This window comes from Vibrio sp. (assembly GCF_050299255.1).
Taxonomy (GTDB): Bacteria; Pseudomonadota; Gammaproteobacteria; order Enterobacterales; family Vibrionaceae; genus Vibrio.
In genome coordinates, this window is record NZ_JBNKVP010000078.1 from 1 (window position 1) to 15535 (window position 15535).

Sequence of the window (15535 nt, forward strand, 5' to 3'; positions counted from 1 at the left end):
ACTTACTCTTCGCTGTCGCAAATCTGCAAATACGCCAATCGCGTCAGCTATGAAGTGTTAACCCAGCATTCACCACGTCTTAGCAGAGCGCTGCCCGAGCGGGAAGACAGCCTGGAAGAAACCTACTGGGATCGCTAGAACCGAATAATCCAACACCCCTAGCGGGTCTCTATCTGACCTGCCTAAGAAAACGCCCCCACCTAAATCGGTGAGGGCATTTTTTTATTCCAGTTTCAACTCAGCGGTGCAAGAATACTATTTGTGTTTAGCCTGAACGTATTTCTTACCGACATCAACGATAGCAATGTCTTTGAAAAAGCTACGACCAAGTAGCACCGGAAATTCCAGATGGGTTCTGTCTGTCAGTGAAAATTCGGTTTTGTCTTTGACATCCCCCACCTGAACCCAGGCAATGACAACCGGGCGTTGCTCGGTTTCTTCACTGTTTGACTGACGTACACTAACCCAGCGTTCAATTGGTAACGCGACCTCTTTACTGGTGAGCCCTTCATGTTCGAGCTTAAACTTCACCCAATCTTTGCCGTCTCGCTCAAATGGCGTCACATTGATCGCACTGATTGAGGAGGTCGTCGCACCGGTATCGATCCGAGCTTGCACACTGCGCTCGAGTCCCGGGAAATAGACCCACTCTTCAGAACCAAGGATCAGCTTGCCGTCTGCCGTTTTACGTTCCACCTTCGCCACTGGCGGTTTTTTTACTTCAACCGGTTCAGGTTCAACCACTTTTGCCGGTGGTTCTACCACAGGCTCGGTTGTTTTCGTCTGGCCAGCAGTGTCGGTTTCGACAATATCCGGTAACTGGTCTGGCGATGGCAAAGGTCGTGGCTCTGTTACCGGTTCTGGTTGCGTCTGCTCTACCGGAGTCTCGGGTTGGGCAGTTTGCTCCACTGTCTCGGTTGAGGGTGCGGTGGTTGAACAGGCGAACATGCCGCCAGACACAACCATTACTACCAGTGCTCTCCAAATTGTGTTCATTGATCCCCCTGCCAAGCAATTAAGAAACGTTAACTATGGCCTGGGCGACATAAGGAATGGCCGTTTCAGTCAGCCCGGCAATGTTAATCCGACCGTCGCCTACTCCATAAATGCCATATTCTTCACGAAGTTGCGTCATCTGGTCCTGGCTAAATCCTAGCACAGTGAACATGCCCTTGTGGCTTTCGATAAAATCAAATTGTGACGTATCGTGGGTGTTTCGCATCTCATTACAGAGAGTTTGACGCAAACGGACCAGACGCTGCTGCATTTCAGCCAGTTCTTGTCGCCAAACCTGAGTAAGTTGCTGGTTTTGCAGGATGGTTTTCACCAGAGCGGCACCGTGATCCGGCGGCATGGTGTAAGTTGCCCGAGCCAGTGTCAGCAGCTTGCCTTTGGCATTATCGACGTCTTGTTGATTTTTACCCACGACGATCGCCGCACCGGTGCGTTCACGGTACAGGCCGAAGTTCTTCGAACAGGAAGTAGTGATCATCATCTCTTCAACGTTGTCTGCCATAAACCGCAGCCCCTTGGCATCTTCTTCCAGACCATCACCAAAGCCCTGATAGGCGATATCCACAAACGGGGTAAAACCATTCTTGTTGGCAAGTGCCGTGATCTGTTGCCAGGCATCGAAGTCAATATCGGCACCGGTTGGGTTATGGCAACAGCCATGCAGCAGAACCACATCGGCCGGACCAGCCTGAGCCAGGTCTTCCAGCATACGCGCTTTATCGACCTGCTTGGTTTCCGGGCTGAAATAGTGGTAATACTTCACTTTCAGACCCGCCGCTTCCATCACAGGTTTGTGGTTGACATAACTCGGGTTTGAAATCCACACCGTGGTGTTTGGCTGCGCCACGTGCATCAGGTCGCCCAGCATGCGCAGTGCACCACTGGCACCCGGGGTCTGGATAGCGGCAACGCGATCCATCGCAGAAGTTCCGGCTAACAGCAGGTTAACCATGCTCTGGTTAAACTCTTCACAACCGGCCAGTCCCACATATGATTTGGTTTTCTGCGTGGCGACAACGATGTCCTGAGCCTGCTTGATTGCCTGCATGACGGGCGTTTCACCATCACTGTTTTTGTATACACCGATGCCTAAATCCACCTTTTCAGTGCGGGGATCATTACGGTAGGCAACGGAAAGAGAAAGAATGGGATCCAATGCTGGAGCTGGTAAATGTGAAAACATGAAAGTCACAACCCTTTGAAATTCACTAGTTCGGAATGGGCTTTCAAATTAACACTTGTTCAGCGAAAAATCGAAGAAAATTTTTAATCGTTTGTTAAATTACCGTGTTGCCAGTTTAAAACTCGGTAAAGTGATGGATAACCTGGTTTGAGCTGCCACGCCACTGCAAACTTGGGTCGGCTTTATCCTGCTCAAACTTACCGTCTATCAGGGTATCGACCAAATCTGCCAGCTGTTTTTGCTCCGGGCTGAGTTCTTGCAACAGATACCCAGTCCAGAGCCAGATATCTTTTCCCGGGCACTCTTCGCGTACTCTTTTTACCAGTTTTAACACACCGCTAACATTGGCGGGATGAAGCGGATCGCCGCCAGAAAGTGACAAGCCACGGCGATGAATACGGCTGTCGTTCAGATCGGCGATAATTCTGTCTTCCATCTGCTGGGTAAACGGCTCGCCGGAGTCCAGCCGCCAGGTAGACTGGTTGTAGCAGCCACGACATTGATGGACACAGCCAGCGACAAACAAGGTACAGCGGGTACCGGGGCCATTGACGACATCTACTGGATAGTACTGGTGAAAGTTCATACTGCCTCGCGACAAAAACCAACCTGACATAATCAGGTTGGTTTGGGTTAACACTTAGTTTGCTACAACGTGCTTGCTTACTCTGCATTCAAGCTGATAGGCAAGCACGGTATCTGCCTTAAGTGATTACAAATGTTTGACCCGGCGTTTCACTTCTTCCTGTTTACCAAAGTTAAATGGGCGCGCGTCCGGGCTTCCCAGGTAACCGCATACGCGGCGTGTTACCGACACTTTGCTGGAGTCATGGTTACCACATTTCGGACAGGTAAACCCTTTACTGGTACATTCAAATTCACCGGTAAATCCACACTCATAACACTCATCGATCGGCGTGTTGGTTCCATAGTAAGGCACACGGTGATAGCTGTAGTCCCAGACATTTTCCAGCGCTTCGACATTATGCTGCATGTTCGGAAATTCCCCGTAGCAGATGAAACCGCCGGTAGAAATCGAAGGATACGGCATCTCGAAATCGATCTTGTCGTATGGGTTAACCTTTTTCTCTACATCCAGGTGGAAGCTGTTGGTGTAGTAGCCTTTATTGGTCACGCCATCAATCACACCAAACTCTTTGGTATCGATGCGGCAGAAGCGACTGCAGAGGTTTTCACTCGGTGTCGCATAGAGGCTAAATCCGTAACCGGTCTCTTCTGCCCATTGCAGTACCGCCTGCTTCATGTATTTAACGATATTAACTGCTTTTTCCCGCAGCTCTGCATCGTCAAACACATGAGTCTGATCGCCAAACAGTGCGTTAATGGTTTCGTGAATACCGATGTACCCCAGTGAAATCGATGCACGGCCGTTTTTGAAAATGTCCGCGATGTTATCGTTGGCTTTTAAGCGCACGCCGCAAGCCCCTTCCATATAAAGGATCGGTGCCACGCGGGCTTTAACGTTTTCCAGACGGCTGATACGGGTTTCCAGCGCGCGGCGGGCCAACTGCAATTTTTCATCCAGCAAACGATAAAACGCTTTCTCGTCACCCTGGGCTTTCAACGCAATACGAGGCAGGTTCAGGCTCACCACGCCCAGGTTATTGCGCCCTTCATGGACCAGTTCGCCATTTTCTTCATAAGCAGACAGGAAACTACGACAACCCATCGGCGTTTTGAATGAACCGGTTACTTCAACCACTTTCTCATAGTTAAGGATATCCGGGTACATACGCTTGCTCGCACACTCCAGTGCCAATTGTTTGATGTCGTAGTTAGGATCACCCGCTTTGTGGTTCAGGCCATCTTTGATGCCAAATACCAGTTTCGGGAATACCGCAGTTTTACGATTTTTGCCCAGACCGGCGATGCGGTTTTTCAAAATAGACTGCTGGATTAGACGCGATTCCCAACTGGTCCCCAACCCAAAACCAAAGGTGACAAATGGAGTCTGGCCATTGGCGGTATGCAACGTATTAACTTCGTATTCCAGTGACTGGAAGGCGTCATAACACTCTTTTTCAGTTCTTGCTGCAGCAAACCCTTCCGGATCATGAATATCCCATTCTTGAGCTATCTGCAGATGTTTGTCATAGCTGGTTTTCACGTACGGTGCCAGTACTTCATCGATACGGTTAATGGTGGTGCCGCCGTAGATATGACTGGCTACCTGAGCGATGATCTGCGCGGTTACAGCTGTGGCGGTAGAAATCGATTTCGGCGTATCGATCTCCGCATTACCCATTTTGAATCCGTTGGTCAGCATTCCCTGCAGATCAATCAACATGCAGTTGAACATCGGGAAAAAGGGTGCGTAGTCGAGATCGTGGTAGTGCAGATCCCCTTCTTCGTGGGCCTGGACGATATCGCGCGGTAAAATGTGGGTTTTGGCATAATGTTTTGCGACGATACCAGCCAGCAAATCACGCTGAGTCGGGATTACTTTGCCGTCTTTGTTGGCATTCTCGTTAATAAGGTCGACGTTACTCGCCTCGATAAGGCCTTCAATTTCGCGTGTCAGCGTACTCTGTTTTTCACGCGCGATATCACGGTCATGACGGTATTCGATGTAAGCACGAGCCATAGATTTAAACGGCCCCTGCATTAGCTCGTTTTCGACCCGGGTCTGGATTTCGTGGATATGCACTTCATCGTAATCTTTCAGCTGTAGCTCAACTGCTAACGCTACATTCAGGGCATAAATGGCAGTTTCATTGTCAATTCGCTCTGCTGCTGCTTCCACTGCTGCTTGTATGCGATCTCTGCTAAACGGAGCTCTAGAGCCGTCGCGTTTGATGACGATAGGTTTCACTGTTTCTCCTTACCCTAAGCATACCCACAGAGTTATCCACAAATACACTATATAGGGTTATTTTTCTTCTAACCAACACTACATATTGTGGCGCATTAAACGAGAAACGCTAGCCGAAAGTATTGATTCTGATCAATAAAACTAGGTACAAGACTAAGATCAAATCGATCTTATTGGCTTAGATCTCGAATAGGGAAAAATTGGATGAAAATCGCAAAACTGTGCCCATATCCCCTTGTTTTTTTCAGAATGCTTATAGGATAAAGGCTATCGATGCAAAGGATTTATGATTATGAATAACAAGCGGTTTTATGGCATCACATTCGCTATTTGGCTAGGGTTGGTGAGTTTTACATCAGCTGCCGGAGACAAATTGTCCGTTGTGAGCTGGAACCTGGAATGGCTCACACTACAACCGGTTAGTCATATTGAAACCAGCCAGAGAAACCCAGCTGACTTTGCCGCGCTGGCCGACCATTTCGCGGCAATGGACGTGGATGTGCTGGCGTTTCAGGAAGTCGATGATGAGTTGGCAATAAAAAAAGTGGTAGGCCAAGGCTACAACATCTGGTTTTCAGACCGCGCGAAACCGGCCAGCCGTTATCGCCAGTTTGACGATATCAATCAGTACACCGGTTTTGCGATTCGCTCTACCATTCCCGTCGCAGACAAACCGGATTTCCCGCTAGACGACAGCTCGAATAGCAAACTGCGCTTTGCCAGCTATGTGGTCTTATACCCTAATTCACCACGCCCGATTCATCTGTTGTCTGTACACCTGAAAGCAGGCTGCTCTGGCGCATACAAAAACAGCCGCCATTGCCGGACACTCAAGGGGCAAGCGCAACGAGTCAACCAATGGCTGAGCGAACGGGAAGCAAATCGTGAGGCGTATATATTGTTAGGCGATTTCAACCACAATCTGGCTTATAACGGTGATTGGCTATGGCGCGATCTCACCCAGGGTACCCAGGCGAGCCTGGTCAGCCAGTCCACACCGGCGCTGTGTAAAGTTCGCTCCCGCAATAACCGCGGCAAAACTCACCAGTTTCGCTCACTTATTGACCACATTATTGTTGGCGGGGTGAATGTTGAACGCCGGGATGTACGGCAGATTGCCTATCCGGTGCAAAAGGTACTGGATTTTCAGCTCAGTGATCACTGTCCGATACAGGCGCAGGTGGGCCTTAAATAAACCCAGAAAAAAGCCCCGCGCTGTATGCGTGGGGCTGGTTACAATAATGGACTAACTTGCCAGTCAACTGCTGCTTGGCTCAAACCGGCGGCGCATCACGACATAATAGAGCACCGGGATCACCAGCAGGGTCAACACTGTTGAGACAAAGATACCAAATATCAAACTGATCGCCAGACCATTAAATATCGGGTCGTCCAGAATAAACACTGCGCCTATCATCGCCGCCAGTGCCGTCAACATTATCGGTTTTGCCCGAACTGCTGCCGACTGTATCACGGCTTCGGAGAAGGCCATTCCTTCCTCTACCTGCTGATTGATAAAATCCACCAGCAGTATCGAGTTACGGACGATAATACCAGCCAGCGCTATCATACCTATCATTGACGTAGCGGTGAATTGAGCCCCCAACAGAGCGTGGCCCGGCATTACACCAATAATTGTCAGTGGGATCGGCGCCATGATGATCAGTGGAACCAGGTACGACTTAAACTGCGCCACCACCAGCAGGTAGATTAGGATCATACCCACACCATAGGCGATACCCATATCACGGAACGTTTCATAGGTGATGGTCCATTCACCATCCCAACGCACCGAAATACCGTCCAATCCGTCTGGTTGGTTAATGTAGTATTGGTCCAGTGTCATCGATTGGTCCAATTTACCGCCGATGTCAAACATGCCGTACAGCGGGCTGTCTACACTTCCTGCCATATCCCCCACAACCATGACCATAGGCACCATGTTCTTGTGCACAATATAATCATCCATTTGAGTCTGGCGCACTTCCACCAAATCTGACAACGGATAAGCATTCCCCGTAATGCTGCCGACTTTCATATTCAGCACCTGCTCCAGACGCACTTTTGCGGTTTCGCTGGCCTGGATCTGAATAGGAACCGGGTATTTGCTGTGCTCACTGTGCAGGTAAGTGATCGGTTTGCCACCAACAGAGGTCGCCAGCGCATCCACGATTGACGCATATGGCACCTGATAGTGAGACGCTTTGCTACGGTCGATCACCACTTGCCATTTTTGATGTATTTCCGGCAGATACATGTCCACATCGACGATATCGTTCGTTGCACGGAAGATTTCCCTTACCTGACGGGCTGCCTGCTGACGGATCTCTGGCGTAGGGCCATACACTTCAGCCAGTATCGGCGACCAAACCGGAGGGCCTGGTGGCACCTCGACCACTTTGACTTTACCGCCAAACTTCGTCGCCACTGCATTTAACACCGGGCGGACCGCACTGGCGATTTGGTGGCTATCACGGTCTCGCTCTTTACGTCCGGCCAGGTTAACCTGAATATCACCCTGGTTAGACTGACTACGCATGAAATAGTGACGAACCAGGCCGTTAAAGTTAATTGGTGCCGCGGTGCCGGCGTAGATTTGGTAACCAATAACTTCGTCGACTTTATTCAGCTCTTCGCCCATTTCAAACAGCACCCGCTGGGTTCTTTCCAGTGCAGTGCCTTCTGGCATATCCAGGACTACCTGGAACTCTGATTTGTTGTCAAATGGCAGCATTTTCAACACAACGGCCTGCATCACGGGTAGCAACATCGAACCAGCGATCATCGCCAGTATTGCCAACAGCAGCATAAAGCGGTTGCGGCCCTGTTTTTTCGCCGTGACGAATGGTGCCATAATCCGATGGAAGATGGAGTTTGCCGCAGCGCCCTCTTCGCCATGATGAGCAGGCTTTAGCAGATGACCAGCCAGCCAAGGGGAGACCACAAACGCAACGACCAGCGAGATCATCATCCCCATCGAGGCGTTGATTGGGATTGGGCTCATGTAAGGCCCCATCAGGCCGGACACGAATGCCATTGGCAGCAGTGCAGCGATAACGGTCAGTGTCGCCAGAATCGTCGGGCCGCCCACTTCATCCACCGCAGGTGGGATCAACTCGCTGAGCTTTTGCTTGCCCATCGCCATATGCCGGTGGATATTCTCCACCACCACAATGGCATCATCGACCAGAATCCCGATGGAGAATATCAGCGCAAACAGCGATACCCGGTTGAGGGTAAAGCCCCAGGCCCAGGAGGCAAATAAGGTGATCAACAGAGTGACCACAATCGCCAGGCCCACCACAAGCGCTTCACGCCAGCCCATCGTCAGTAATACCAAGATCACCACGGCAGTGGTGGCGAAGGCCAGCTTACCGATCAGGGTGTTACTTTTGTCCGCGGCGGTTTTACCGTAATCGCGCGTGATTTCAACATCGATTCCATCCGGAATCAGCTGGTTTTGCAGCTCGACCAGACGCTCTTCAACTTCTTTGGCAACATCTACCGCATTTTCACCACCTTTTTTAGCGATGGCGATGGTGACGGCCGGGTAGATACCGGATTTGTCACTGGTCCAGACGTTTTGTGACGGTGTATCTGCACCCATCTTAACAGTGGCGATATCTTCCAGGTATACCGGCGTGTTGTTATACAGACCGACCACCAGCTGCTTTACTTCTTCCACCCGGGTCAGGAACTGGCCGATCTGCACCGGAAACTCCTGGTTGTCATGGGTAAGCCGCAGCATAGGAGAGCTGGTATTCGCGGCTGGCAGGTGCTGATTGAGCTGATCCAGGGTAATACCGAAGCTGTTCATTTTCACCGGATCCAGACGCACGTCCACGATGGTATTGTGGCCACCAACAGTGAAAATATCGCGGGTGCCATCAATTCGCTTCAGTTCGGTTTCCAGGCCATGGGCCACATGGGTCAGCTGTTGTTGGTCAAACTGGCCAGATTTATCCGACAGGGTAATATTGACGATAGGCACATCTTCGATGCCTTTCGGTTTGATGATAGGTTCCCCTACCCCCACACCTTGTGGCATCCAGTCTTTATTGGAGTAAAGCTTGTTGTAAATGCGCACAACCGCGTCATTTCGGCTGACACCGACTTTGAAAATTGCCACGATCATCGCACCGTCTGGTTGCGAGAAAGAGTAGATTTTGTCGATGCCCTGGATTTCTGAAATGATCTGTTCTGCCGGGTTGGTCACCAGGCTTTCCACCTCAGCCGGAGACGCGCCAGGAAATGGGATATAAACGTCCGCGAACGTCACATCAATCTGGGGTTCTTCTTCTTTCGGGGTCACAATCACCGCAAACAGCCCCAGCAGTAACCCAACCAGCGCTAGCAGTGGGGTCATCGCTGAATTCTGGAAAGCCGCGGCAATGCGACCCGAAATGCCGAGTCGTTTGTCCATATCACTTACCTTCTGCGTCAAGGGCGACGGTCGAAATGACATCACCTTCTTCCAACCCAGACAATACTTCGACATAGTCGCCGTATGTCTGCCCCAGACGCACCGGATTCAGGATACGCCCGTCATCATCAATCCGATAAACTGAACTGAGCTCAGCGCGGCGTACTACCGCACTATTCGGTACCAGTAGGGTTGGCCGCTCACCATATTCAAATTCAGTTTTCACCCACATTCCCGGAACCAGGGAAGGCACGTTTTCCGGCAGCTCTAGACGAATCTTGAACGTGTGAGATTGTGGATCTGCATAACTAAACAGGCTGTAATCTGTGGGTAAAACGCGCTCGCCCTGCGGCGTGACCACATCAAACTGGTCCACACTCTCTACCAGAGTTTGATAGCGTTGCGGGATCTTGGTTTCCACACGCAGACGGTCAAGAGCAAAACCACTAATCAACGTGGTACCCGGTGCAACCGTTTCACCCAGCTCGACATGCCTTGCCGTCACAACACCGTCATAAGGTGCGGTAACGCTGGTGTAACCCAATGACTCTTTAGCCTGAGCAACAGCCGCGCGCGCAGATTTAACGGAAGCCGACGCGGAACGTGCCCGCGCTTCAGCACTGTCCATTTGATCTTGTGAAATGGCACCTTTTGGAAACAGCAGACGATAACGCTTTACCTGAGCCTGTGCTTCGCGATTCTGTGCCAGGGCACTCGCCAGTTGCGCCTGAGCCGCATCGAGCGAAGCTGATTGCTGTACGGCACTGATTTCCAACAATACGGTGCCTTGTTTGACAAAGTCATTGACGTCAACATACAAACCGACAACGCGTCCGGATGTTTGTGATGCCACTGTACCCTGATTAACCGGCTGAACGACACCATCGAGCTGCACCGTTTGGGGGAGCGACTCGCTTTTCACTGTGTAACGTTCGTTGCTTTGTTCAGCATGCGCCAAGCCACTTACGGCTAACGCAATTGCGATACTCCTGGTTAACAATTTCATTGTTGCCACTCCCCTTATTTACTTAATGCTCGGCTTATTGCTGTTGTGCCGTTTTAGTTTGAGACTCTTTATTCGTGCTTAAACAGATAGCCAGATTGGTTGCGCCCAGTCCTACCATCATGCAGGCAAAAAAGATCCAGATTCCCCCGTTGCCTAGCGCCAGGCTTGACATTGCCGGCCCTGGACAGATTCCCGAGATTCCCCAGCCCAGGCCGAAGATCATTGCGCCGCTTATCAGACGGCCATCAACCTTTTTGGCTTTGGCAAAACAGAATTTGTTTGCCACTACAGGCTTTTGCTTGGGTTTGATCAGCAGAAAATACGCAGGCATAAAGACCAACAGCGCACCACCCATCACAAACATCAAACTTGGGTCCCAATTTCCGGCAACATCAAGAAAACCAATGACTTTGGCAGGATCTGCCATACCAGAAATCACCATACCCAAACCAAACAATAAACCTGCCACCAGAGACACCAGGCGAAAAACTACGTTATTCATTGTGCATACCTTATAGAGAACTGGTTTATAGAAGATGTAGGCGGACGAAAACCGTCACACCGGCTACGGCCATAAAGACACAAGTGGCCACAATCGAACGCTTTGAAAGACGCCCAATGCCACATATACCGTGTCCGCTGGTACAACCGTTACCCAGGCGGGTGCCTATCCCTACCAACAAACCAGCTGCTGCTAATACGGCAGTGCTAGATGCAAATTCAACCGGAACATGGCTACCAAACAGCACCACGCCCAAAACGCCACCGGATACCATGCCAACAGCAAACAGCAGTCGCCAGGCGAAATCACGAGACTTAGGTGTTAATAACCCGGTCATGACTCCGCTGATACCGGCAATTTTGCCATTCAGCAGCAGTAAAATAGTGGCAGATATGCCAAGGAGTATCCCTCCCATCAATGATTCCCAAGGAATTGCAAATCCCATTTCACACCTCATTAAAATTAAAAAGAAAAATTAACCGACACCGCAGAAAACGGTGTGCAAACTTTGGATCAGATGTACCACTCTTTGGTCGGCCAGAGAGTAAAACACCTGCTGAGATTCTTTGCGTGCTTTGATTATCTCGTGCTTTCTAAGCACCGTCAGATGTTGAGAGAAAGCGGATTGACTCAATGTCGAATTTTTCTGCAGCTCACCCACGCCTACTTCGCCAGAGATTAACTGGCAAAGCACCATAAGCCTTTCCGGATGGGCCATTACTTTTAATAGTTCAGCGGCCTCTACGGCGTTGTTCTGCATTTCTGACAAGTTCAATTCTGTAGTTTCCATGCTTGCCTTCCCCCTATCGCAATTAAATTAGATTGTACTAAATCATTTGTATTAGTCAATGCTAATTAAGTCTTTTTGAATTTAGACAAATTAACATTAGACATATCTAAATTAGAGTATTATTATCAATTCAAATCGTAGGGCAATCTAAGTGAAGGAGAACAGCGATGACACTTGAAAATGGCATACGTGTATTAGCAGGATCTATGGTGTTACTGTCAGTAGTATTAACGCTTACCGTTAACGCCAACTTTGTATGGTTAACCGTATTTGTCGGTGCTAACTTAATCCAAAGTGCGTTCACCGGGATCTGTCCTGCCGCATATATTTTGAAAAAACTAGGCTTACATTAATATCCAACGGAGATAGAAATGACCAAGATTGTAATTGTTGGTGGTGTCGCAGGCGGCGCCTCTGCTGCCGCTCGCGCTCGTCGTCTAAGTGAAGACGCTCAAATTATCATGTTTGAACGCGGTAACTTCGTATCATTCGCCAACTGTGGTTTGCCGTACCATATCGGTGGAGACATTCAGGATCGCAGCAAGTTGTTGCTGCAAACACCAGAAAGTTTCCTGGCCAGATTCAATGTTGATGTTCGGGTAATGAACGAAGTCACTCGCATCAACCGCCAAGAAAAGACAGTTACAGTCAAAAACCTGCTTGATGGCAGCGAATATGTAGAGAGCTACGACTTCCTGCTGTTGAGCCCAGGGGCTGCGCCAATGGTGCCGCCGATCCCGGGAATCAACAACCCGTTGACCCACTCGCTGCGTAACATCCCGGATATGGATCGCATCATCAAAACCTTGCAGACCAACAAACCTGAGCATGCCACCGTTGTCGGCGGCGGATTTATCGGCCTGGAAATGATGGAAGCCTTCCACCAGTTAGGCATTAAAACCAGCCTGATTGAGATGGCCGACCAGGTAATGACGCCGGTTGACCGCGAAATGGCGGGCCTGGCACACGCGGAAATTCGCGCCAAAGGCATCGATCTGCGTCTCGGCGTCGCACTGGAATCGGTTGAGTTTGAACCGACATTCTCAATTGCAGATACCAATGCAGGTGAAAGTGATGAACACCAGCACGTTCAGGGTGAACTGAAACTGTCACTGAACAATGGTGACACACTGACTACCGACATTCTGATCATGGCGATTGGTGTTCGTCCGGAAATCAGCCTGGCGGCAGAAGCCGGCCTGCAGATTGGCGAACTGGGCGGCATCTATACCAACCAATACATGCAGACCAGCGATCCGTCTATCTATGCGGTAGGCGATGCGGTCGAAGAGAAAGACTTTGTCACCGGCAAGCAAACTCTGGTACCACTGGCAGGGCCTGCAAACCGTCAGGGTCGCATGGCCGCAGATAACATGTTTGGCCGTGAAGAGACTTATCAGGGCACGCAAGGTACTGCTATTTGTAAGATCTTTGACTTGGCAGTCGCGTCAACCGGTAAGAACGAAAAGCAATTGAAACATGACGGTATCGATTACGACAAAGTCTACGTGCATACCGCCAGCCACGCCAGTTACTACCCGGGCGCAGAAATTGTTTCGCTCAAGCTGTTATTTGAACGTTCAGGAGGCAAAATTCTGGGCGCCCAAGCGGTCGGTAAAGACGGTGTCGACAAGCGTATTGATGTGCTGGCCGTTGCTCAGCGTGCCGGTATGACAGTCGAACAGCTGCAACACCTGGAACTGACCTACGCACCACCTTACGGCAGCGCCAAAGATGTCATCAACCAGGCAGCCTTTGTTGCCAATAACATCATCAAAGGTGATGCCACCGCTATCCACTATGACGAAGTGGACAATTTGACTGGCGATCAAGTGTTGCTGGATGTCCGTAATCCAGGCGAACTGCAAAATGTCGGTTACATTGATGGCGCCATCAATATTCCTGTTGACCAGCTGCGTCAACGCATGGACGAACTGCCAAAAGATAAAGAGATCGTGATTTACTGTCAGGTCGGCCTGCGCGGCAACGTCGCATACCGCCAGTTAGTTAACAACGGTTTCAAAGCACGTAACCTGATTGGCGGTTACCGCACCTACAAATTCGCTCAGGCATAACGGCGAACCTGATAACTACATAACTACACTGCACTTAACTTGGGAGCCTCGGCTCCCTTTTTTTTTGTCTCACAACGCGCTGGCGTATTTGAATGGACTGATGAGGGCGTGATGGCAAAAGAAAAGGAGCCGAAGCTCCTTTTAGTTAGACATGGAAAAGTGACTTTTTAGGGGGATATTGCTTTTCTTGGGCTTATCCACTTTTCCGCAAACCAGCTGCGATTCCGACACTCCAGCCGGTTTGCTGTTACCTAGCCTTAATTTGGGCTTGTTGCCCTTATTATTTTTTCAGTGCAGCGGTTACGATCAGTTCCACTTTTAAACCAGGGCGAGCCAGTTTCGCTTCACCACACGCACGCGCAGGTGCAAAGCCTTCCGCAAACCACTGATCCCACACGGCATTCATCTCATCGAAATCTTTCATGTCTGCCAGCCAGACGATAGCTTGCAACACGTGTTCCCGATCACTGCCCGCTTCAATCAACAGTTTTTCTACCCGCTCCAGAGCTTCCTGTGTTTGCTCTGCAACGCTGGTATCACTCACACCGACCTGACCGCATAGGTACACAGTGTCATTGTGAATCACTACCTTACTCATGCGTTGATTGGTGTACTGTCTCTGAATGTTGGCCATGACTGACTTCCTTACTTTTGTATTGCTTCATAAACGACTGGCTAACAGGGGTTAGGCTGGCCAGTTCTCCAAGTTTTAATGGTTTAATCGGATAACGAACGCGGTAATAACCCACTTTCTCCATCGATTGACCGGTTTCGTTAGCGATAATCTGAGCCACAGTCGGACCGCAGTATCTTCCCTGACAAGGTCCCATGCCACAGCGGGTAAAGGTCTTGATCTGGTTGATACCGTTGGCACCCTGTACGGCATGCTGACGTACCTGCCCCGCGGTGACTTCTTCACAGCGGCACACTATAGTGTCATCTGCTGGCTGCAGCGCCTGCTCCGGCGGAGTATACAGAGTATCGAGGAATGGCCTTATCGCCAACTCTCGCTTAATAACCTTTTTCAGCGACTTCGATTCAACATCATATTGTTGCTGAGGTAGCTTGCCAAGCGCGTATAAGGCACTGACAGCAGTTAAATTACCCTGATGCTCAGCAACCAACGCACCACCGATGCCACCACTGTCACCGGCAATGGCCACACCTTCTATCGAGCTGCTGTTGTTCTCATCCAGGGTTGGACGCCAACACACTTGAACCGGATCCCAATGATGATCCATTTCCATCGCACGGGTCAGCTGAACGTTGGGTATTACGCCGATATGCGCCAGACAGTTTTCTGCCTCCAGGGCATGCCATTGGTTACCACAGCGGAAATTTATCCGTTCCAGTTTACCTTCACCGTAACCGGCAATGTCGGTTGCACGCGTATAGTGCTTCACGCCCGCCTTTTTAATTTTGGCCAGCAGACCAATACCTTTGACCAGGTATTTCTTGCCCAGCCAGGCATTGAGCAGATATTTGCTCGCTTTAAAGTAGCTATCCGGCTGCTGGGTATCAACTATTGCCTTCGGCGGTGAACCGGCATCGGTCATCTGCGCCGCCAGTAAATACAACAGCGGACCAGTGCCGACCATGACCGCATTCTGAGGGATCACCCCGGCGGTTTTCATCATGATCTGACAAGCACCCGCGGTCATCACACCTGGTAGTGTCCAGCCCGGAAACGGGAATGAGCGTTCTATTGC

14 protein-coding genes and 1 pseudogene are annotated in these 15535 nt (G+C 50.2%); 4 read left to right on the forward strand and 11 right to left on the reverse strand.

Annotation, left to right across the window (positions count from 1 at the left end; genetic code table 11):
* Window positions 1-138: pseudogene (locus tag ACQY6F_RS15770) on the forward strand (inosine/guanosine kinase); the annotation flags it as partial.
* Between the two features lie 117 nt (window positions 139-255).
* Here the strand turns inward: ACQY6F_RS15770 and ACQY6F_RS15775 are convergent.
* The 4 genes from ACQY6F_RS15775 to nrdD form a co-directional block, all read right to left on the reverse strand.
* Window positions 256-996, reverse strand: coding sequence for a RimK/LysX family protein (locus tag ACQY6F_RS15775; RefSeq protein WP_428775751.1), 741 nt, complete (start codon window positions 994-996; stop codon window positions 256-258).
* A gap of 19 nt (window positions 997-1015) precedes the next feature.
* Window positions 1016-2197, reverse strand: coding sequence for an amino acid aminotransferase (locus tag ACQY6F_RS15780; protein WP_428775753.1), 1182 nt, complete (start codon window positions 2195-2197; stop codon window positions 1016-1018).
* Window positions 2198-2312: 115 nt separating this feature from the next.
* On the reverse strand, window positions 2313-2783 hold the full coding sequence (nrdG, locus tag ACQY6F_RS15785) for an anaerobic ribonucleoside-triphosphate reductase-activating protein (RefSeq protein WP_428775773.1): 471 nt from the start codon (window positions 2781-2783) through the stop codon (window positions 2313-2315).
* Window positions 2784-2909: 126 nt separating this feature from the next.
* Window positions 2910-5030: an anaerobic ribonucleoside-triphosphate reductase gene (gene nrdD, locus ACQY6F_RS15790; RefSeq protein ID WP_428775755.1), complete on the reverse strand. Its 2121-nt coding sequence runs from the start codon at window positions 5028-5030 to the stop codon at window positions 2910-2912.
* 292 nt (window positions 5031-5322) lie between these two features.
* On the opposite strand from nrdD, the gene ACQY6F_RS15795 reads away from it, so the two are divergent.
* Window positions 5323-6225: an endonuclease/exonuclease/phosphatase family protein gene (locus tag ACQY6F_RS15795; RefSeq protein WP_428775757.1), complete on the forward strand. Its 903-nt coding sequence runs from the start codon at window positions 5323-5325 to the stop codon at window positions 6223-6225.
* Between the two features lie 63 nt (window positions 6226-6288).
* Here ACQY6F_RS15795 and ACQY6F_RS15800 read toward each other — a convergent pair whose 3' ends face one another.
* Genes ACQY6F_RS15800 through ACQY6F_RS15820 form a run of 5 tightly spaced genes read right to left on the reverse strand, consistent with a single transcriptional unit; the run spans window position 6289 to window position 11751 of the window.
* On the reverse strand, window positions 6289-9453 hold the full coding sequence (locus ACQY6F_RS15800) for an efflux RND transporter permease subunit (protein WP_428775759.1): 3165 nt from the start codon (window positions 9451-9453) through the stop codon (window positions 6289-6291).
* A gap of 1 nt (window position 9454) precedes the next feature.
* A complete protein-coding gene (locus ACQY6F_RS15805; protein ID WP_428775761.1) occupies window positions 9455-10459 on the reverse strand; it encodes an efflux RND transporter periplasmic adaptor subunit in 1005 nt (334 codons plus the stop codon).
* A 34-nt stretch (window positions 10460-10493) separates the two neighbouring features.
* Window positions 10494-10961, reverse strand: a complete 468-nt coding sequence (locus tag ACQY6F_RS15810; protein ID WP_428775763.1) for a DUF6691 family protein — start codon at window positions 10959-10961, stop codon at window positions 10494-10496.
* A gap of 25 nt (window positions 10962-10986) precedes the next feature.
* Window positions 10987-11406 (reverse strand): YeeE/YedE family protein, encoded by a 420-nt coding sequence (locus tag ACQY6F_RS15815; protein WP_428775764.1) that lies wholly within the window; start codon window positions 11404-11406, stop codon window positions 10987-10989.
* A gap of 30 nt (window positions 11407-11436) precedes the next feature.
* The gene (locus ACQY6F_RS15820; protein ID WP_428775766.1) at window positions 11437-11751 is read right to left on the reverse strand and encodes a metalloregulator ArsR/SmtB family transcription factor; all 315 of its coding nucleotides are present in this window, start codon (window positions 11749-11751) and stop codon (window positions 11437-11439) included.
* 167 nt (window positions 11752-11918) lie between these two features.
* Here ACQY6F_RS15820 and ACQY6F_RS15825 point away from each other — a divergent pair, with 167 nt between their 5' ends.
* Window positions 11919-12104 (forward strand): YgaP family membrane protein, encoded by a 186-nt coding sequence (locus tag ACQY6F_RS15825; RefSeq protein WP_428775768.1) that lies wholly within the window; start codon window positions 11919-11921, stop codon window positions 12102-12104.
* Window positions 12105-12122: 18 nt separating this feature from the next.
* Window positions 12123-13826, forward strand: coding sequence for an FAD-dependent oxidoreductase (locus ACQY6F_RS15830; protein ID WP_428775769.1), 1704 nt, complete (start codon window positions 12123-12125; stop codon window positions 13824-13826).
* A 280-nt stretch (window positions 13827-14106) separates the two neighbouring features.
* Here ACQY6F_RS15830 and ACQY6F_RS15835 read toward each other — a convergent pair whose 3' ends face one another.
* Entirely contained in the window at window positions 14107-14460 is a 354-nt protein-coding gene (locus ACQY6F_RS15835) for a RidA family protein (RefSeq protein WP_428775770.1), read from the reverse strand.
* The coding region (locus ACQY6F_RS15840) for a (2Fe-2S)-binding protein (RefSeq protein ID WP_428775771.1) at window positions 14417-15535 on the reverse strand (1119 nt) is incomplete at its 5' end. The genes ACQY6F_RS15840 and ACQY6F_RS15835, both read right to left, overlap by 44 nt.

Coding starts and splice junctions, on each gene's coding strand:
- ACQY6F_RS15775 (WP_428775751.1), bottom strand. CDS start 996: ATGAACACAATTTGGAGAGCACTGGTAGTAATGGTTGTGTCTGGCGGC.
- ACQY6F_RS15780 (WP_428775753.1), bottom strand. CDS start 2,197: ATGTTTTCACATTTACCAGCTCCAGCATTGGATCCCATTCTTTCTCTT.
- nrdG (WP_428775773.1), bottom strand. CDS start 2,783: ATGAACTTTCACCAGTACTATCCAGTAGATGTCGTCAATGGCCCCGGT.
- ACQY6F_RS15795 (WP_428775757.1), top strand. CDS start 5,323: ATGAATAACAAGCGGTTTTATGGCATCACATTCGCTATTTGGCTAGGG.
- ACQY6F_RS15800 (WP_428775759.1), bottom strand. CDS start 9,453: ATGGACAAACGACTCGGCATTTCGGGTCGCATTGCCGCGGCTTTCCAG.
- ACQY6F_RS15805 (WP_428775761.1), bottom strand. CDS start 10,459: ATGAAATTGTTAACCAGGAGTATCGCAATTGCGTTAGCCGTAAGTGGC.
- ACQY6F_RS15810 (WP_428775763.1), bottom strand. CDS start 10,961: ATGAATAACGTAGTTTTTCGCCTGGTGTCTCTGGTGGCAGGTTTATTG.
- ACQY6F_RS15815 (WP_428775764.1), bottom strand. CDS start 11,406: ATGGGATTTGCAATTCCTTGGGAATCATTGATGGGAGGGATACTCCTT.
- ACQY6F_RS15820 (WP_428775766.1), bottom strand. CDS start 11,751: ATGGAAACTACAGAATTGAACTTGTCAGAAATGCAGAACAACGCCGTA.
- ACQY6F_RS15825 (WP_428775768.1), top strand. CDS start 11,919: ATGACACTTGAAAATGGCATACGTGTATTAGCAGGATCTATGGTGTTA.
- ACQY6F_RS15830 (WP_428775769.1), top strand. CDS start 12,123: ATGACCAAGATTGTAATTGTTGGTGGTGTCGCAGGCGGCGCCTCTGCT.
- ACQY6F_RS15835 (WP_428775770.1), bottom strand. CDS start 14,460: ATGGCCAACATTCAGAGACAGTACACCAATCAACGCATGAGTAAGGTA.